General features: G+C 63.4%; 14 protein-coding genes and 1 tRNA gene. 10 read left to right on the top strand and 5 right to left on the bottom strand.

Annotation, left to right across the window (positions count from 1 at the left end; genetic code table 11):
- Positions 1-126 precede the first annotated feature (126 nt).
- The gene (locus F3H95_RS03875; protein ID WP_149744985.1) at positions 127-3,942 is read right to left on the bottom strand and encodes an ATP-binding protein; all 3,816 of its coding nucleotides are present in this window, start codon (positions 3,940-3,942) and stop codon (positions 127-129) included.
- Between the two features lie 233 nt (positions 3,943-4,175).
- Here F3H95_RS03875 and F3H95_RS03870 point away from each other — a divergent pair, with 233 nt between their 5' ends.
- The 3 genes from F3H95_RS03870 (at position 4,176) to F3H95_RS03860 (ending at position 6,629) form a co-directional block, all read left to right on the top strand.
- Positions 4,176-4,622 carry a phasin gene (locus tag F3H95_RS03870; RefSeq protein ID WP_143126461.1) on the top strand — a complete coding sequence of 149 codons (447 nt, stop codon included), beginning with the start codon at positions 4,176-4,178 and terminating at the stop codon, positions 4,620-4,622.
- Positions 4,623-4,785: 163 nt separating this feature from the next.
- Positions 4,786-4,862, top strand: a tRNA-His gene (locus tag F3H95_RS03865).
- Between the two features lie 252 nt (positions 4,863-5,114).
- Entirely contained in the window at positions 5,115-6,629 is a 1,515-nt protein-coding gene (locus F3H95_RS03860; protein WP_149744984.1) for a bifunctional aminoglycoside phosphotransferase/ATP-binding protein, read from the top strand.
- Positions 6,630-6,665: 36 nt separating this feature from the next.
- Here F3H95_RS03860 and F3H95_RS03855 read toward each other — a convergent pair whose 3' ends face one another.
- The gene (locus F3H95_RS03855) at positions 6,666-7,547 is read right to left on the bottom strand and encodes a LysR family transcriptional regulator (RefSeq protein ID WP_143126459.1); all 882 of its coding nucleotides are present in this window, start codon (positions 7,545-7,547) and stop codon (positions 6,666-6,668) included.
- A 265-nt stretch (positions 7,548-7,812) separates the two neighbouring features.
- Here F3H95_RS03855 and F3H95_RS03850 point away from each other — a divergent pair, with 265 nt between their 5' ends.
- Positions 7,813-9,309 (top strand): CoA-acylating methylmalonate-semialdehyde dehydrogenase, encoded by a 1,497-nt coding sequence (locus F3H95_RS03850; protein WP_143126458.1) that lies wholly within the window; start codon positions 7,813-7,815, stop codon positions 9,307-9,309.
- 85 nt (positions 9,310-9,394) lie between these two features.
- Here F3H95_RS03850 and F3H95_RS03845 read toward each other — a convergent pair whose 3' ends face one another.
- A complete protein-coding gene (locus F3H95_RS03845; RefSeq protein WP_244617881.1) occupies positions 9,395-10,396 on the bottom strand; it encodes a Fe(3+) ABC transporter substrate-binding protein in 1,002 nt (333 codons plus the stop codon).
- 214 nt (positions 10,397-10,610) lie between these two features.
- Here F3H95_RS03845 and rirA point away from each other — a divergent pair, with 214 nt between their 5' ends.
- The 3 genes from rirA (at position 10,611) to F3H95_RS03830 (ending at position 13,494) form a co-directional block, all read left to right on the top strand.
- Complete coding sequence (gene rirA / locus F3H95_RS03840; RefSeq protein ID WP_143126456.1) at positions 10,611-11,078, top strand: iron-responsive transcriptional regulator RirA; 468 nt, start codon at positions 10,611-10,613, stop codon at positions 11,076-11,078.
- A gap of 138 nt (positions 11,079-11,216) precedes the next feature.
- Positions 11,217-12,245 (top strand): AbrB family transcriptional regulator, encoded by a 1,029-nt coding sequence (locus tag F3H95_RS03835; RefSeq protein ID WP_149744982.1) that lies wholly within the window; start codon positions 11,217-11,219, stop codon positions 12,243-12,245.
- A 592-nt stretch (positions 12,246-12,837) separates the two neighbouring features.
- Positions 12,838-13,494, top strand: coding sequence for a TetR/AcrR family transcriptional regulator (locus tag F3H95_RS03830; RefSeq protein WP_143126454.1), 657 nt, complete (start codon positions 12,838-12,840; stop codon positions 13,492-13,494).
- A 124-nt stretch (positions 13,495-13,618) separates the two neighbouring features.
- On the opposite strand, the gene F3H95_RS03825 is transcribed toward F3H95_RS03830, so the two are convergent.
- Both F3H95_RS03825 and F3H95_RS03820 read right to left on the bottom strand, forming a co-directional pair.
- Positions 13,619-14,908 carry an FAD-binding oxidoreductase gene (locus F3H95_RS03825; protein ID WP_149744981.1) on the bottom strand — a complete coding sequence of 430 codons (1,290 nt, stop codon included), beginning with the start codon at positions 14,906-14,908 and terminating at the stop codon, positions 13,619-13,621.
- A 14-nt stretch (positions 14,909-14,922) separates the two neighbouring features.
- Positions 14,923-16,170 (bottom strand): FAD-binding oxidoreductase, encoded by a 1,248-nt coding sequence (locus F3H95_RS03820; protein ID WP_149744980.1) that lies wholly within the window; start codon positions 16,168-16,170, stop codon positions 14,923-14,925.
- Between the two features lie 193 nt (positions 16,171-16,363).
- Between F3H95_RS03820 and glf the strand changes: the two genes are divergently transcribed.
- From glf to F3H95_RS27615, 3 genes are all read left to right on the top strand, one after another.
- Complete coding sequence (gene glf / locus F3H95_RS03815; RefSeq protein WP_149744979.1) at positions 16,364-17,527, top strand: UDP-galactopyranose mutase; 1,164 nt, start codon at positions 16,364-16,366, stop codon at positions 17,525-17,527.
- A gap of 102 nt (positions 17,528-17,629) precedes the next feature.
- Entirely contained in the window at positions 17,630-18,454 is an 825-nt protein-coding gene (locus tag F3H95_RS03810; RefSeq protein ID WP_143126450.1) for a manganese catalase family protein, read from the top strand.
- A 73-nt stretch (positions 18,455-18,527) separates the two neighbouring features.
- Positions 18,528-18,662, top strand: a complete 135-nt coding sequence (locus F3H95_RS27615) for a hypothetical protein (protein WP_280177824.1) — start codon at positions 18,528-18,530, stop codon at positions 18,660-18,662.
- Positions 18,663-18,778: the final 116 nt, after the last annotated feature.

Here is an 18,778-nt window from a genome sequence, read left to right as displayed (position 1 = left end):
CAAGGCCGGTTCCCCTCTTCTCCAATGTCTCATGATGTCGGTGCCGAAGGCCTACAGCATCCGTCGCAAAAGACAAACGCCTTTTGCGGCAGCGGGGCTGCTACCGGCATGACAAGCCACCCCGGATCAGGTGGCGAGCACGCGGGGTGAGGGGAAGGTCACTTCCACCAGTGTGCCCTCGTTCGGGGCAGAGTGAATGGCAAAGGCGGCGCGGTTCGCATCCACCATCGCCTTGGTCAGCGGCAGGCCAAGGCCGGTGCCATCGCCGCGCTTGCGGGTGCCGCCCGCCACCTGCCGGAAGGGCTTCATCGCCAGTTCCAGTTCCGCCCGCGTCATGCCGATGCCGGTATCGCGGATGCGCAGCACCACGGCGCCATTGGCCTCGTAAGCGGTGGAGACCACGATCTGGCCACCCGACGGCGTGAAGCGGATGGCATTCGAGAGAATGTTGAGGATGATCTGCTTGATCGAGCGCAGATCGGCCACCACCGGCGGCACTGACTGGGAGAGCGCGGTGCGGATGATCACCCGCTGGCCATTGGCCTGCGGCTGCACCAGGGAAACCGCCTCCGCCACCGTCTCGTTGAGGCCGACGGCTGAAAAATCGAGATCCATCTCGCCCGCCTCGATCTTGGAAATGTCGAGAAGGTCATTGACGATGTCGAGCACGTGGCGACCGGAGCGGCCAATGTCATTGGCATATTCCACATAGCGCGGATGGCCGAGGGGGCCCAGCCGTTCGGTCGCCATCATGTCGGCAAAGCCGATGATGGCGTTGAGCGGCGTGCGGATCTCGTGGCTCACATGGGCGAGGAAGTCGCTCTTGTGGGCATTGGCGGTTTCCGCCGCCCGCTTGGCATTGCGCAACTCCTCTTCCGTGCGCTTCCACTGGGTGATGTCGCGGATCACGGCGCAATAGCCGTTGGACGAGGTGAGGTGGCCGATCGTCATGAACAGCGGCAGGAAGCCGCCGGAGGCTTCGCGGCCGATCACCTCGCGCCCGTCGTTCAGCAGGCTCGCGACGCCATGGCCTGCGAGACCGGCGAGGTAATCCATCACCGATTTCTGGCTCTCATGGGCAAACAGCATGACGAAAGGTTTGCCGGCCGTCTCGTCATTGTCGTAGTTGAAAAGCGCGCTGGCCGCCCGGTTCATCGAGCGGATCTCGCCCTCGCTGCCGATGATGACGACGCCATCGGTGGCGGTGTCGAGAATGGCGCGCAACTCGTCCACCTCGACGGCCATGCGGGATACGCGGTCGGCCTGCCGCGCCGGGTCTTCCGCCGGCGCCTTTTCGGCCGCGTCCTTCACCGGCATCAGGGCGAGGATCAGGACGGTCGACTGTTCCCAGCGCACGGTCTGCAGGCGGGCGGTGACCGGCACGATGCTGTCATCGGCGCGCACCACGACCATGCCGCCGGCCTCGGAGGTCTTGTCCTCCAGATCCTGCCGCTGCAGCAGTGCATCGAGGCCGCCAACGGCTGCCAGCGCTTCGAGCGAATCGTAACCGGTCAACCGCAGGAATTCCGGATTGGCATGGATCAGCCGGTCACCGGCATGCACCAGCAGCGCAACCGGCATCTGGTCGATAATGTCGGCGGACAGATCCGGGCGCTGGCGCGGCTTCATCACCTGCGCATAGGCTTCCGCCATCGAGATGCGGTCGTCTTCCGTCTCTTCCGGCTCGGGTACATCGGCATCGAACGTGGCGGCTTGCGGAGCGTCGTCGCGGCCCTCGTCGGCTTCTAAGGCAGCGGTCTCGAAAACGGCCTGCGGCTCTTCCACGGCAAGGGGCTCTGCCTCATCCTCGTCCCCGGACGGCGCGTCCTTCTCATCATCGGGGATCGCGCGAGAAAGGTCATCGTCTGCGGCGACGTCGGACGACGTGACGTCGGTCGGCTCCGCATCGACCAGCGTCGTGGCATCGTCGATGATCGGGGCAATCTCGTATTCGCCGACGGGCGGCGCCATGTCGGCAGCGTGCTGCGCAACAAGCGTCTCCGTCTCGACCGCGGGGTCCTCGGCGACCGCTTCGGCGGGTTTCGAAACCGCGTCCGGTGCCATAGTGCCGGTCTCTGCCGTTGCATCCTTCGGGGCGTCTTCGGCCGGTGCGTCGGGACGGCGGAAGGCATCGAGGCGGCGGGCAATCTCGCGGAAGGCGGCCTGTTCGACGGGCGTCAGGCTGTCGCGACCGGAAGGACGGCGGTCTTCGATGCGCACCACTTTTTCCGGGCTGCCGGGCAGGGCGGGCTGCACGATGCGCAGCACCGGCTTTTCCGCGCCGGGGAAGGGATGCACGGAGGCGGAGGTTTCCTGCGCTGCCTGCGGCTGTTCCTGCGTCAGGTGTTCGCCCGTGTGTTCCGGTGATGGAGGCGCGTCTGTATCGACTGCGGCGGGTTCCGCGGCTGCCGGAGGCTGATCTTCTGTGTCTTCGAAGGCGATGGCCGTCTCGTCCTCGGTCCAGCCGTCTTCCACCCAGGCATGTTCGGGCTGGTCGGGATCGACGATCTCCTCGGCTGCCGCCTCGGCTTCTGTCGGGCCGGGCACCAGCGTAAGGCCGATCGCCAACGGATCTTCCTGCACATCGGCAATGCGGATGATGCCAAAGCCGCGAAACCCGTCGAAATCCCGGTTTCGGGTATAGGTGGGGAGCGCTGCGAGATCGATCGGCACACAGAGGCTGGTGCCCTCGACGGGCCAGTAGATCGTCTTGCCCGACCAGGTGTCACGCCGGGTCAGCAGTTCCGTGATCCTGCCTTCCGGATCGAGATTGAAGAGGGCCGCGACATCGGCAAAGCCGAGACCGATGATTTCTGCCGCATGCGGGCCGACAGCGGCCGCCAGTTCCGGGGATACTGCGCAGAAGCAGCCATCCGCATCGATCTTCCAGACGAAGCGGGTGGCGCGGGTATCGCGGCGGAATTCAAAGCCGGGCGCTGCGGGATGGTCGGTTGCTGGCACAGCGGCAGCCGTTGCGGCTGCGATATCAGCCGGTGTCTCCTGCTTGGCGCCGCCGCTCGACCCCATGCGGTTGGGCGCGACATCCACAACAGGGAGATCGGACATATCGGCCTTCACCGCCTCCGGCTGTTCCGCATGTACCGATTCGGCCGGCTCGGTCACGATTTCGGTGTCTGCAGCCTCCTCTTCCTCCATCTCGACGATGCCGGAAACGGCGGTGAGAGCCTCATCGAAATCCGGGGGTGCGGCCGGTGCGGCGGGCGCGGATGCTGCTGGTTGTCTTTCTTCGGTGGCAAGCGCCGGGTCGCGCTCCAGCGGATCGGCCTGTACCAGGAAGAGAAGGTGCAGCGCCGGCTCATCGGACAGGCGGGCGATGGCCGCGGGCAGATAGCCTTCGGCCGTCGGCACCGGGCGCTTGACCAGCCGGTCGCGATCGTTGGCGGCCAGCGTCACCAGCATGCGTGCGGTGTGCGGCGTCAGGTTCAGGCGCGAGAAATCGGCGGAGGAGGACATGACCTGGCCCTCGCCATCGAGCACTGCCACATGCATGCCGGGATCGTCGAAGCCGTCCATCATCTGCCGGGCGGCCTCTGTGGTCAGCGGCGGCTGTGCGGCGGCGGGCACGGCCAGAAGAACGGCCCTTTCCCCATCAGGCAGGGCGACCAGTTCGCACAGCGCCTGAACGGCCACGCGTTCGAAGCCGGCGGTGATGCGGATGATGAAAGTGCGGCTGTCGCCCACTGCCTGAAGCTGGCGCGCCGTGGTGCGCGCCTGGCGCAGGATGAGGTCGAGACGCGGCGGCCCCTGGTCGATCAGGTCATAGATCGCCGTCTTGCCGAACAGGCGTGCACCGAGCCCGTTGGTCCACAACACCTCGCCGAGATCCTGCGAGAACAGAACAACTGCCTTGCCCGCCGCGAAATGATCCCGCACCCGCGGGTGCACGGCGATCTCGATGAAAGGATATTGCACAGCGGACATGGCAGGCCTTGCACTCGGTGCCGATCTCATTCCGGCACTAGATTAACACATTGTTAGTAACTTCCCAGCCCCGTCCGGTCCACATACCCGCGCGGGGAATCGCCGAACACGGTTAATCAGAAAATGTTTATGTTGCACTGCACAACGATATTGCAATGCAACAATCCATGCGCTATATACGTGTGCATGAGGCCGCCGCACCGGAGGCCAGGTTCGAACAAGGATCAATGAACATGGCTTACAAGACCGAAGACGTATTTTCCTTCGCCGCATTCGACCCGAGCCGTTTTGCGGAAGGTTTCCGCGATATCGCTGAAAAGGGTGCCGCCCAGTCCCGTGAAGCGTTCGGCAAGCTGAAGACGGCCGCTGAAGAAGCGACGAAAACCGTGGAATCCACGATGCAGACCGCTCAGGCCGGTTCGGTCGAACTCGGCCTGAAGGCCATCGACGCGCTGCGCACGAATGCCGATCTGTCGCTGTCCCACATGGAAGCCCTGCTCGGTGTGAAGTCCGTAGCTGAACTGGTCGAACTGCAGACCGGCTTCTTCCGCAAGCAGGCGGAACTGACTGTCGAGCAGGCCAAGGCCATGCAGGAAGCCGCCCGCAAGCTGGCGGAAGAGGTTTCCAAGCCCGGCAAGGAAGCTGCCGAAAAGGTCATGTCGCAGTTCAAGGCCGCCTGATCAGGCGCCTGTCCGCGGACAAACAAGAATGCAGCCGGGCCGCAGCGCCCGGCTTTTTCGTCTTCGCATTTTTTGCGGTGGCGCGGCAATTCGGGGCTTGCAAAACACAGACAATGCTTTTATGTCACGCCCCAGACGCAGCCGGCCTTGCTGGCGGCGGTGTGCGGTTGTAGCTCAGTTGGTTAGAGCGCAGGTTTGTGGCACCTGAGGTCAGTGGTTCAACTCCACTCAACCGTACCACTTCTTCTTCCGATGATCCCTCGAAACCTTGCTTTTGTCATTGCGCAGCCTCTGCGTGTATGTGCTGTTTTGTTTTTCGCTTGCGGCATGTCAAGGCGCAGGGTGCCCGCTCGCTTCTAGCCTGATCCCGCTGTTCTGCTCTGCAACCTGTGCGGTTCATCACCGTTGTCGGGCAGTGGCTGTTGCGCGGGCGTGTGCTCAGGGGACCGCTGCGGACAATGGGAAACGGGGCGACAAGGAGGGCCAGCCAGCATGATCGTGGATGACCAGCAGGAGATCCGGGCCTTCCTGTCCGAGGGCGGTCCGTTCGGCAGCGCCGAACCCGTCACGCTGATCGAGACGCATATTTCTTTGATCGCGCTGGCCGGCAAAAGCGCCTTCAAGCTCAAGCGGGCGGTGCAGCTGCCCTATCTCGACTTCTCCACCCCCGACTTTCGGCTTTCGGCCTGCGAGTCGGAGGTGGCGCTGAACAGTCTGACGGCGCCCGGCCTTTATCGTGGCGTGCATCGCGTCACCCGCGACGAGGCGGGCGCTCTGCGGCTTGGCGGGGAGGGGCGGCTCGTCGATGCGCTGATCGAGATGGCCCGCTTCGATCAGGACCGCCTGTTTGACCGCATGGCGGTGGCCGGACGGCTCACGCCGGCGTTGATTACGCAGACGGCGCGGATGATTGCCCGCGTCCACCGCACGGCGCCCGTATCCGGCGACGTGGCCGGTACCCGGCGGATCGGCGATGTGCTGTCGATCAACGAGGCGGGCTTTGCCACCAGCCGGGTCTTTTCCGCCGATGAAGTCGAACGTCTCTCGGCCCGTTTCCGCTCTCATCTTCTGCGCCATGCCGACCGCCTCGACCGGCGGGCGGCGGCGGGCAAGGTGCGGCGTTGCCATGGCGATCTGCACCTGCGCAACATCTGCCTGCTCGAGGACGAGCCGCGGCTGTTCGATTGCATCGAATTCAATGCCGAACTGGCAACGACCGACGTTCTCTATGATCTCGCCTTCCTGCTGATGGATCTCTGGCATCGCGGTTTTGCCGATCTCGCCAACCTGACGATGAACCGCTATCTGGACGATGCGGAAGAAGATGACGGCGTCGTGCTTCTGCCCTTCCTGATGGCGATCCGTGCGGCGGTCAGGGCGCATGTCACGGCCACCCAGGTGGCGGAAAGCTGGGGGCCGTCCGAGGCGCTGGTGCGCGAGGCACGCTCCTATTTCGCATTGGCGGATGCCCTGCTGGCCACCGAGCCGCCGCGGCTGGTCGCGATCGGCGGCCTGAGCGGTTCCGGCAAGACGACGGTGGCGGACCGTCTGGCCCCGCGCCTTGGCGTGCCGCCCGGAGCCCGCCTTCTGGAAAGCGACCGCATCCGCAAATCCCTGTTCGATGTGCCGGCCGAAACCCGCCTGCCGCAGGCGGCCTATGCGCCGGACGTGTCGCAGGAGGTCTATCGCGAGATTGCGCTGCGGGCGGGCGTGCTGCTCTCGGCGGGCGCCTGCGTGGTTGCCGATGCCGTGTTCGACAAGCCGGAAAATCGTGCGCGCATGGCAGACGCCGCCCATGCCGCGCAGGCGCGCTTCACAGGCATCTGGCTGGCAGCGGATACGGCGACGCTGCACCGGCGGGTGCGCGAGCGGGCGCCCGGCCCCTCGGATGCCACCGTCGACGTGCTGGCTCGGCAACTGGACCGGCTGCCGCAGGTAACGGACTGGCGGCATCTGAAAGCCGATGAGCCGGTCGAGGCCCTTGTGGAGGCGGCGCTGAAGGGGTGAGCCTTCCGGCTGCATCATGCGTGGCCGTCTACCTTCTCAGGTGAATATGGAGCGCGCCTCGCCGACCGCTTCCTGCAGGAAGGAGACGACGGCGCGGATGCGCATCAGGTCGCGCAGGCTCTCGTGATAGCTCGTCCAGTAGGCGCGGCGGATGGTGATGTCCGGCAGCACGCGGGCGAGTTCCGGCACGCGGCGGGCGATGTAATCATGCAGGATGCCGATGCCGGCGCCGGTGCGCACCGCTTCCGTCTGGCCGATGGCGCTCGAAATCTCGAAGCTTGCATCCCAGTCGCGCATCACCTCTCCGGTAAAGTTCAGCTGCGGCGAGAAGATGAGGTCCTCCACATAGCCGATGCGGGGATGCAGTCTCAGTTGCTCCAGCGTGGCTGGCTCGCCGTTGCGGGCAAGATAATCGCGCGAGGCATAGAGGCCGAGCGTGTAATCGGTGAGTTTCGAGCAGACGAGGCGCCCCTGCGCGGGCCGCTCCACCGTGATCGCGATATCGGCCTCACGCTGCGAGAGCGAGAAGGCGCGCGGTACCGGCACCAGCTGGATGCGCAGGTTCGGATGCCGCTGCGTCAACTGGCCAAGCCGTGGCGCGAGGAACGACACGCCAAAACCGTCCGGCGCCCCGATCCGCACCGTGCCTTCGATTGGCGCGTTCACCTGGCCGGTACGTGCCTGCGCCGCCAGCATTTCCGCCTCGATGCGTTCGGCCGATTCCAGAAAGGCATGTCCCTCCGCCGTCAGCTCGCAGCCGTTCGGCTTGCGGATCAAGAGCCGGGTGCGCAAGCTATCTTCCAGCGCATTGATCCGCCGGCCAAGCGTCGCATGGTTCAAGCCCAGGCGCCGCGAAGCCGCCAGCAACTGTCCCTCGCGCGCGACGGCGAGGAAGATGCGCACATTGTCCCAGTCCATCCGCTATTCTCCGCCCTGTCCCTTTTGTCCTCTACCCCGTTTCCCGTCATGGCGGTTGTCATGCGACGACATGGGCATGGCGCTCCTTCCGGGACTTTCCCTCGGCCGATGTCCCTGCGCCGGGAAACTCTACGACCGCAGGGCCTGACGGCAACATCAATCCGTCAATGGACATCAATTCATGCACAACGGATGCGTAAATCATCGCGTTGTCTTGTGCAAATTAAAGCGCATACTACGGCCACACAAAACCTGGAGGACACCCATGTACCAGATCGGTCATTTCATCGATGGCAAGCACGTGCCCGGCACGTCCGGCCGCAGCCAGTCCATCTTCAACCCGGCCACCGGCGAAGTGCAGGGCGAGGTTTCGCTGGCCAGCGCCGCCGAACTCAACGCTGCCGTCGAGAGCGCCAAGGCTGCCCAGCCGAAGTGGGCGGCCACCAACCCGCAGCGCCGCGCCCGCGTGTTCATCAAGTTCGTCGAACTGCTTAACAAGAACATGGACGAACTGGCGCAGATCCTGTCGCGCGAGCATGGCAAGACCATCGAGGATGCCAAAGGCGACATCGTGCGCGGTCTCGAAGTCTGCGAATTCGTGATCGGCATCCCGCATCTGTCGAAGAGCGAGTTCACCGAAGGCGCCGGCCCGAACATCGACATGTATTCGATCCGCCAGCCGGTCGGCATCGGCGCGGGCATTACGCCCTTCAACTTCCCGGCGATGATCCCGATGTGGATGTTTGCGCCGGCGATCGCCTGCGGCAATGCCTTCATCCTGAAGCCGTCCGAGCGCGATCCGTCCGTTCCGATCCGTCTTGCCGAACTGATGATCGAGGCAGGCCTTCCGGCCGGCATCCTCAACGTCGTCAACGGCGACAAGTCGGCTGTCGACGGCCTGCTGACGCATCAGGATATCGGTGCGATCTCCTTCGTCGGCTCGACCCCGATCGCCCGCTACGTCTATGGCACGGCCGCCATGAACGGCAAGCGCGCCCAGTGCTTCGGTGGCGCCAAGAACCACATGATCATCATGCCGGATGCCGATCTCGACCAGGCCGCCAACGCGCTGATGGGCGCCGGCTACGGTTCGGCCGGCGAGCGCTGCATGGCGATCTCCGTTGCCGTCCCGGTCGGCGAGGAAACCGCCAACCGCCTGATCGAAAAGCTGACACCGATGGTGGAAAGCCTGCGCATCGGCCCCTATACCGACGAGAAGGCCGATATGGGCCCTGTCGTCACCAAGGAAGCGCGCGATCGCATTCTCGGCCTGATCGACAGCGGCGTTGAAGCCGGGGCCAAGCTCGTGGTCGATGGCCGCGATTTCAAGCTGCAGGGCTATGAGAACGGCTATTTCGTCGGCGGCTGCCTGTTCGACAACGTGACGCCGGACATGGACATCTACAAGACGGAAATCTTCGGCCCCGTCCTCTCGGTCGTCCGCGCCAAAAACTACGAGGAAGCCCTCGCGCTGCCGATGAAGCACGAATATGGCAATGGCGTTGCGATCTACACCCGTGACGGCGATGCCGCCCGCGATTTCGCCAGCCGCATCAACATCGGCATGGTCGGCGTCAACGTTCCGATCCCGGTTCCGCTTGCCTATCACTCGTTCGGTGGCTGGAAGGCTTCGTCCTTCGGCGACCTCAACCAGCACGGCACGGATTCCATCAAGTTCTGGACCCGCACCAAGACGGTCACCTCGCGCTGGCCGTCCGGCATCAAGGACGGTGCCGAATTCGTCATGCCGACGATGAAGTAAGCACTGTTCTCTCGACACCTATGCGAAAGGCCGGGTCTTGCGCCCGGCCTTTCCGTTTTTATCTCATGCTGCTGACGCACTTGGCTTACTTCGAGGGGCCTTCATTGAAGCCGACCTTGTCCACCAGTTCGGAGGCGGTCTTGCGGTTCTTGGCGATGTCGATCAGCGGCAACGTGTCCGGCTTGATCGGGCCGAAGGATTTGACAATCGCCGAGGGTTCGGCGCCTGGCATCACCGGATATTCGAAGACCTGTTCGGCATAGATCTTCTGTGCTTCGCCGGAAGCCAGGAATTCCATCAGCTTCAGCGCATTCTCCTTGTTCGGCGCATTCTTGGCCAGCGCCATGCCGGAAATGTTGACATGCGTGCCGCGATCGGCAGCGTTCGGGAAGAGAACCTTGATGGACTTCGCCCATTCCTTCTCTTCCGGTGCCTGATCGTTGGTCATCATCAGGCCGACATAATAGGTGTTGCCAAGCGCGATGTCGCATTCACCGGCCATGATGGACTTGGCCTGGCTGCGGTCGTTGCCGTCGGGCTTGCGGGCCAGATTGTTCTTCAGGCCCGTCAGCCACTTTTCCGTGTAGTCTGCGCCATGATGGGCGACCATCGAGGCAAACAGCGCGACATTATAGGCGTGCTGGCCGTCACGGATGCAGATCTTGCCCTTCCACTTCGGATCGGCCAGTTCCTCATAGGTGATGTCGTTCTGCGCGACGCGATCCTTGGAGGCATAGACCACGCGACCGCGGGTCGTGAGGCCGAACCAGTCGCCATCGGGATCGCGGTAGGAGGACGGAATGTCCTTGTTGATCGTCGCATTGCCGGTCACCGGCTGCACGACACCGCCTTCCTTGGCCTCCATCAGGCGGGCAATATCCACCGTCAGGATGATATCGGCCGGTGAATTGGCGCCTTCGGCCTTGATTCGCTCCACCAGCCCCTTGTCGAGGAACAGCACGTTGGTGTCGATGCCCGTTTCCTTGGTGAAGGCGTCGAGAAGGGGCTGGATGAGTTCCGGCTGGCGATAGGAATAGATGTTCACTTCGCCGGCGGCATCAGCACCGGAAACACCGGCCATCAACATTGTGAAAGCGGCAACAGAAGCGGCGAGATAGGGTTTCATCCATAAACCTCCCATTTTTCGGATTATCTTGAAATCCGAATTCATGATTTAATCTGCAGGGTCAATTCACAGGAATGTGAAAAGACGATAAGGTGAGAAAAATATGCATATTTGGAATTGTTCAAAAGTGGCAGAGGGCTTATATAACGCTTAGGCTTGAAGCAGGGAGAATGGCATGCGTTTGACGAAACAGACCAATTACGCGGTGCGCATGCTGATGTACTGCGCTGCCAATGATGGTCACCTCAGCCGGATCCCCGAGATTGCCAGGGCCTACGGCGTCTCCGAACTCTTCCTTTTCAAGATCCTGCAGCCGCTGACCAGGGCTGGACTGGTCGAAACCCTGCGCGGCCGCAATGGCGGCATCCGTCTGGGTCGAGCCGCCGACAAGATTACCCTGTTCGACGTCGTCAAGGTGACCGAAGACAGCTTTGCCATGGCGGAATGTTTCGAGGATGGCGCGGTGGAATGTCCCCTGGTGGACAGCTGTGGCCTCAACTCGGCTCTGCGCAAGGCTCTCGGCGCCTTTTTCGATGTGCTGGCGGAGTATACGATCGACGATCTCGTCAAGGCGCGGCCGCAGATCAACTTTCTGCTGGGCCTGGATGTGCCCGCCAAGCCGGTGGCCGCACCGGCAGCCTGAAGCGTATACCGGCCGCGCCTGCCTCCCGCAGGGGCGACATCGTAAGAATACCAATCCGGTGCACCGGATACCGTCGTCTATAGAGAACTGCCGCGCCTGATAACGGCGCGGTTTTCTTGTCATTATTGCTTTTATTCAATGTATTTCAACGCGCTTATTCCCTTCGGCCAGACGCTTGCACTTGGATCGCTCGGCGCGGCGGTGATGAGCCTTCTGTCCGTGCCGGCGCCTTTCCTGATCGGTCCTGCCCTTTTCGTCACGTTTGGCAGTCTGGCCGGTCTCTCCGTCGCCGTCCCGCATCCGGTGCGCAATCTGTGTTTTCTCGTCGTTGGCCTGTCGATGGGCTCGAGTGTGACGCCGGAGGTTCTGCAGGCGGCGCGCGCCTGGCCCGTCAGCTTCGTGATGGTGCTGGTCACGTCCATCATCCTTCTGTGGTCCGCCTGGCTGATGCTGCAGCGCCTTTTCCGCTATGATCGGCTGACGGCGCTCCTGGCTGCGTGCCCGGGACATCTGAGCTATGTGCTCAGCCTTGCCGCTGAGACGCGCGGTGACCTCGCCAGCATCAGCATCATCCAGAGCGTACGGGTTCTGGCGCTCACGCTCTTCGTGCCCGTGATCGTGGAGTTTTCCGGTGCGACCGGTACCGGCACGGTGACGCTGCCCGAGGCGACCGGCCTTGTGCCGCTTGCTGCCATGGGCCTGCTGGCCGCAGCTCTCGGCATGCTGCTGCTGCGTCTCAAGGTGCCGGCCGCGCTCCTCGTCGGCGGCATGGGTGTCTCCATCCTCGCGCATCTCGGCGGTTTCGTGCATGGCAGCATTCCGCTCTGGCTGCAGGTCCCGGTCTATGTCGTGCTCGGCGGCATGATCGGCACCCGCTTCTCCGGCGTCAGACTGAAGGACCTGCGCAATGCCTTTGCCGCAGGTATTTCGGTGACAATACTTGTCGGGTTCATCTCGGCGGTCATTGCTGGCGGCATTTCCCGGCTTCTTGGCGTGCCGCTCGGGGCGGCCCTGATTGCCTTTGCTCCCGGCGGTCTTGAGACCATGGCCGCCATGGCCGTGATCATGCATGCGGACCCGGCCTATGTTGGTACGCACCACATTCTCAGATTGCTGTTTCTGTCGGTGCTGATGCCCTTCATTTTGTCCAAATTCAGATCACTATAAATTTTCACCCATGACAATGCAGGCGGATAAAGCCGATATCCTGGCCTAATTTTCGTTGAACTAATGTAGATCATGAAGTATTAAGAATTATGCCCGGAGTTGAGAAGGGCGCTAGACAGACTTGAAGACTGATGGATAACCTAGACTATGTACAAGTTCATCAGTGAAAAGTTGTAGTCGGATTGTTTGGCTCTCGAGGGGCCTCTCAACAGTCATACTTTTTACTAAAGGTGTGGCGATTAATCAGGATTTTGGGGTGCCGGGCGGGCGCTTCAAGATGCATGCGGCTTTGTGCCTTGTCGCATTTTGGTGCGATCTGGCGCGGAAACGGAAGCCTCCGGCGGGCGGGGAAGGGTCTTCGGACCCGATCTCCGCCGCGGAGAGCGGCTCACACCGGTGACGGTGCGGGAGATGCGGCCCCAGGGTCGAGGGAGATGGCGGGACGGCGCGGGGCTGTCCGGTCTTGCGAGGAGAGGTTCCGTGTGGTTTTCCACCGGAACCCTGAACAGAAGCGGGCGCCAGAGGCGCCGAGTGGCCCGGGGAAGGGACACGCATCAGAAGGGGGAATACGATGGATGGTTTGAGGTTCGAAATGCCAGATGCCAACAAGGTTGCCACCCGGCCGGTGCTGCGGCGCATTCCCAAGCAGGAGCGCAGTCGCGAGCGTATCGATGAAATTCTGAAGGTGGCGATGGATCTCATCGGCCAGAAGGGCATCGATGCCGTGACGATGAAGGAAATTGCGGCTCTGTCCGGCGGTCCGATTGCCTCGGTCTACCAGTATTTCCCGAACAAGTCGGCCATCATCGCCATGCTCTATGAGCGGTATGTGGCCAATATCACGCAATTCATGCAGGCGGGGCTGGCCGATATCCGGGTCGCTGATGACCTCTACCGGGCCACCGATGCGCTGATCGATCTCTATTGCCTCTACGTCCACAGCAATCCGCAGATCCAGGATCTGGTGAATGCCATCCAGGCGGACAAGATGCTGGCCGACATGGACCTCACCGAAACCCGGCGGCTGGCCGGCATGTTTGCCATGGCCACCGAACAGTTCATCGATGAGAGCCTGCACGAGCAGTATTACCGCACCACCTTCATGATGTGCCATCTGACGGTGAGCATCGTGCGATTGACGCTGAAGACGCCGGCAGACGAGGCCAAGCATATCCTCGAGGACTTCAAGCGATCCACGCGTGACCAGGTGCGGGTGTTCCTGGAAGCAAGCCAGCGGCCGGCGCACTGATGGACGGCAATGTCAGGGCTCGATGAAACATCGCCCGCCCGAACGGACAACGGCAATACAGAATACAGAATGATGCACCTTGACGGTCGCCGCGGCGGACGACCGTCAAGGTGAGCGCGACCGGCTACAACCCCAGCCGGTCGCGCAAACCGTACCACCAGGCTCCGAGAACGGTCAGCGGCACCCGGAAGGTCTTGCCGCCCGGGAAGGGCAGGTTCGGCAACGAACTCCACACGTCGAAGCGCTCCGCATGGCCGGCCACCGCTTCGCCGAGAATCTTTCCCAGAAGATGCGTCGTCGTCACGCCATGGCCGCTGTCGCCATGCGAGAAATAGACGTTCGGGCCAAGGCGCCCCATATGCGGGATGCGCGTCAGCGTCAGGGCAAAATTGCCGCTCCATGCAAAATCGATCTTCACGCCGGCGAGCGCCGGAAACGTCTTCACCATGTTCGGGCGGATCACCGCCACGATGTCCTTCGGGTCGCGCCCGCCATAGCCGATGCCGCCGCCATAGAGGATGCGGTTGTCGGCGGTCCGGCGGTAGTAATCGAGAATGTAGTTGGCATCCTCCACGCAGTAATTGGCCGGCAGCAGCGCTTCGGCCAGATCCGCCGCCAGAGGCTCCGTCGTCAGCACCTGGCTGGAGACGGGCATCATGCGTCCGCTGATCGCCGGAAACTGCGGGGCCAGATAGGCATTGCCGCAGATCAGCACGTAACGTGCCCGGACGGCTCCCTTTTGCGTGCGCACGGTCTGCGTCGCCCCTTCCTCCAGCGCAGTGGCGCGCGAGCCTTCGAAAATCCGCCCGCCCAGGCCTTCCACGGCCGCAGCCTCGCCCAGCACCAGATTGAGCGGATGGATATGGCCGCCCAGCCGGTCGATCATGCCGCCGGCATAGCGATCGGTGCGGACATAAGTTCCCAACTCCGTGCGCGTGACCATCTCCAGGCCGGGATGGCCGTGTTTTTCCCAATCCCGCTTGTGGGCTTCCATGTCACGCATCTGCTTGTCGGTGAAGGCGGCGAAGAAACCGCCGTCGACAAGATCGCAGGCAATGCCGTAACGGCTGACGCGCTCGCGGATGATGGCAGCGCCTTCCAGCGACATGCGCCCGAGGGCTGCGGCCTTCTCGGTGCCGTAGCGGCCGGCGATGGTGGCGAGGTCGCGGCTGTAGCCATTGACGATCTGGCCGCCATTGCGGCCGGAGGCGCCGAAACCGATGCGCTCCGCCTCCAGCACCACCACCGAATAGCCGCGCTCGCACAGGTCCAGGGCCGCGGAAATCCCGGTGAAGCCGGCGCCGATGATGCAGATATCGGCCTCCACCTCGCCCTCCAGCACCGGGCGGATGCGCGTGTCATTGGCGGAGGCGGCATACCAGGAGGCGGTGTGGCCGGGATTGGCGCTCTGCATGGGGTTCGTCTCCGTCACAGGGGGAAGCGTTCGGGGCGCCAGGCCCGCGCATCGAGGAACGGGGTCTCGCCGCAGATTTGCTCGGCGATCAGACGGCCGGTGACCGGCCCCAGCGTCAGGCCGTGATGGGCATGGCCGAAGGCGAACCACAGGCCCTGGTGGCGCGGCGCCTTGCCGATCACCGGCATCATGTCCGGCGTGCAGGGGCGGGCGCCCATCCAGGGTTCGGCATCGAGCCGCTCGCCGAGCGGGAAGATGTTGCGGGCCACGGCTTCGGCGCGATCCAATTGCACCGGCGTCTTCGGCGCATCGCGCAGGGCAAATTCGGCGCCGGTCGTCAGGCGGATGCCCCTGTCCATCGGCGCGAGGAAATAGCCGCGCTCGCTGTCGGCGGTCCAGCCGTTCAGGAGCTTGTTGTCCTTGATGCCGTAATGCATGTGATAGCCGCGCTTGACGCCGAGCAGGAAGCGATAGCCGAGCGGCGCCGTTACCGTGTCGGACCAGGGGCCGAGGGCCACGACCACATCCCTGCCTTCGACGGGGCCGTCTGCGGTACTCATCCGCCAGCCGGTGCCGGTCGCGGCAAGGGTCGTGGCATCGCCGCGGACGATGCGGCCGCCGAGCCTTTGCAGGAGGCCGGCATAGGCGAGCGTCAGCGCATGCGGATCGGTGACCGACCAGGGATCTGTCCAGGTCAGCGCCCCGACGAAATCGCTGCTCAGATGCGGTTCCTTCGCTGAAAGACCCGCCGCATCGAGCGCCTGGAAGCCAAGGCCGTAATCGCGCTTCAGCCGCTCGGCCTCGGCGATCTCCGCATCGCGTTTTGCCGCCGTGCGGAAAGCCTGCGTCCAGCCCTGCTTGCGGATCAGATGGCCGGCATCGGCGGCCTGGATCAGATCGTCATGTTCGCGCACTGAGTGTTCGATCAGCGGCGCATAGGCCCGCGCAATCGCGGCATGGCGGGCGGGATGCGAATTCCACCAGTAGCTGGCAAGGAAACGGGCGACGGAGGGAAGCGCGCCGGCATGGTAATGCGCATCGACACGGTTGTTCATGGCATAGCGCAGCAGCATCGAAATGCCCTGCGGAAAGCCGTAGGGCACCACGCCTTCGCGCTGTATGAGGCCGGCATTGCCGAAGGAGGTTTCCTCGCCAGGCCCGCGCCGGTCCACCAGCACCACGCTCTTGCCGCGGCGGGCAAGATGCACGGCTGCGGAAACCCCGATAATGCCCGCTCCGAGAACGATCGCGTCTGCCGTCATGATGTCTGCCTTGCCCCTTGGTCCATCGCTTTTTGCCTGACCATGCCTCTCGGCACTGCCTCGCGCAAACGAAAACTGTGGTCCACCCGTCACGCAAGGGCGGCTCAAGACTGGGCGGCTAGACCGGATCGACGAGGGGCCTTGCGTGTGCGCTCCTCGCCACCGTTTCGTCTGGCAGGAAGAGGGCCGCCCCATGAATTTCCAGGATTATGATCTCATCATCGTCGGTGCCGGTTTCTTCGGGGCAACGGTGGCGGAGCGGGCGGCCAATCAGCTCGGCAAGCGGGTGCTGATCATCGACCGCCGTTCCCATATCGGCGGCAATGCCTATAGCGAAAACGACCGGCAGACAGGCATCGAGGTGCACAAATATGGCGCTCACCTGTTCCACACGCCGAACAGGACGGTGTGGGATTATCTGTCCCGCTTCACCCGCTTCACCGATTATCGCCACCGCGTCTTCACCAGCTATCGCAACCAGGTCTTTGCCATGCCGATCAATCTCGGCACGATCTGCCAGTTCTTCGGCCGGCAGTTTTCGCCGGATGAGGCGCGGGCGCTGATCGCCGCGCAGGCGGCTGAGCTGGAGGGCAGGGTGCCGCGCAATCTCGAGGAAAAGGCCATCTCGCTGATCGGCCGTCCGCTCTACGAGGCCTTCATTCGCGGCTATACCGCCAAGCAGTGGCAGACCGATCCGCGCGACCTGCCGGAATCGATCATCACGCGGCTGCCCGTGCGCTACAACTTCGACAACCGCTACTTCAACGATCCTTACGAAGGCCTGCCGGTGGATGGCTACACCGCGATCTTTACGCGGATGCTCGACAATCCGCTGATCGACGTACAGCTTGCCACCGATTACTTTGCGGTGCGCCAGGCGATCCCCTCCGACAAGACGGTGGTCTATACGGGCCCGATCGACCGCTATTTCGATTACCGCGCCGGGGAGTTGAAATGGCGCACCATCGACTTCCAGGAGGAGGTGCTGCCGGTCGGCGATTTCCAGGGCACGGCGGTGATGAACTATGCCGACGAGGATGTGCCCTATACCCGCATCCTCGAATTCCGGCATTTCAACCCGGAACGCGACTATCCCGCCGACCGCACGGTGATCGTGCGCGAATATTCCCGCTTCGCCACCCGCGCCGACGAACCCTACTATCCCGTGGATACACTGGAGGACCGGCGTACCTATCTCGCCTATCGCAAGCTGGCGGAAGAGGAGACGGGGGTAATCTTCGGCGGCCGCCTCGGCACCTATCGCTATCTCGACATGCATCAGGCCATCGGCGCGGCGCTGAAGAGTTTCGAGACGGAAGTCTCGCCGCGGCTGATCGGAGCCGAGCGGGCGGCCTGATCGCTGGGCAGCAGGACGCGCCTGCCAAAGGCCTCCCAGGAAAAAAGGAACTTCTCTCACCTCCTACGGTTGGGCTGCCGATCCAACCTCAAGGAGAGAGACATGTTCTATACGGATGGCAAGCTTCAATATCCGGTTCGGGTGGAGAAGGCAGATCCCCTGTTCGCGCGGGCCCTGCAGCAGGCGATCGGCGGCATCGAGGGCGAGATCCGCGTCGCCATGCAGTATTTCTTCCAGGCCTGCGGCGCGCGTGGCAACAGCAAGTTCCGCGACATGCTGATGAACACGGCCACGGAAGAGCTCGGCCATATCGAAATGCTGGCAACCGCCGTCGCGCTCAATCTGGAAGGCGCGCCGCTGTCGGAAAAGGAGGCCGTTGCGGCCGATCCGGTCTCCAGCATGGTGCTCGGCGGCATCAACATGAAGAACATCCTGTCGTCCGGCCTGTCGGCCATGCCGGTGGATAGCGACGGCGTGCCGTTCGACATGTCGCATGTCTATGCCAGTGGCAACATCGCCGCCGACATGACCGCCAATGTTGCCGCCGAAGCGACCGGCCGCACGCTCGCCGTGCGTCTCTACAACATGACCAATGATGCCGGCATGAAGGACATGCTCTCCTTCCTGATCGCCCGCGACACCATGCACCAGAACCAGTGGCTGGCGGCGCTGGAGGAACTGGGCGGTCCCCAGGGCGTGTTCCCCATCCCCAACAGCTTTCCGCAGGATCTGGAAAACCAGGAGTTCTCCTATGCCTTCCTCGGCTTCCAGGAGGCCGGTGTCGAGCCGCTTGCCGGTCGCTGGTCGGAAGGGGAATCCATCGATGGCAAGGGCCGGTTCGCCGCCATGCCGATGAAGCCGCTGGGCCAGAAGCCGGATCTCGGCCCGGCACGCCCGGATAGCGGCGCCCAGACCGAACAGATGTGACGTTTGCCCGCCGGCGGCCCCGCGCCGCCGGCATCCTTTCCGGAAACCTGCCGACGCGATCGGAGATCATCGCATGACACGAAACCGCTGGATCATCCTCGCTGCCCTCGTGCTGCTCGCCCTCATCGCGGTGCTGGCCTCGCGTCCCGCCACGCAGACGGCGGCGGATGCACCCGGTCAGCCGAGCCCGCACGCCATCACACAATAGGGGCACCCGCACATGGAGCGCGCATTGCCTTCGGGTGTCGCGCGCCCGTCCAACGCGTCAACATCCCCCCACGGCAACAGCCTGCGGAGGGCGCTGAAAAAGGCGGGAGGGGCGAC

This window comes from Rhizobium sp. RU35A (assembly GCF_900156005.1).
Lineage (GTDB): Bacteria > Pseudomonadota > Alphaproteobacteria > Rhizobiales > Rhizobiaceae > Neorhizobium > Neorhizobium straminoryzae.
Note: the sequence above shows the minus strand (reverse complement) of the source record. Positions and strands in the feature narration are given on the sequence as shown.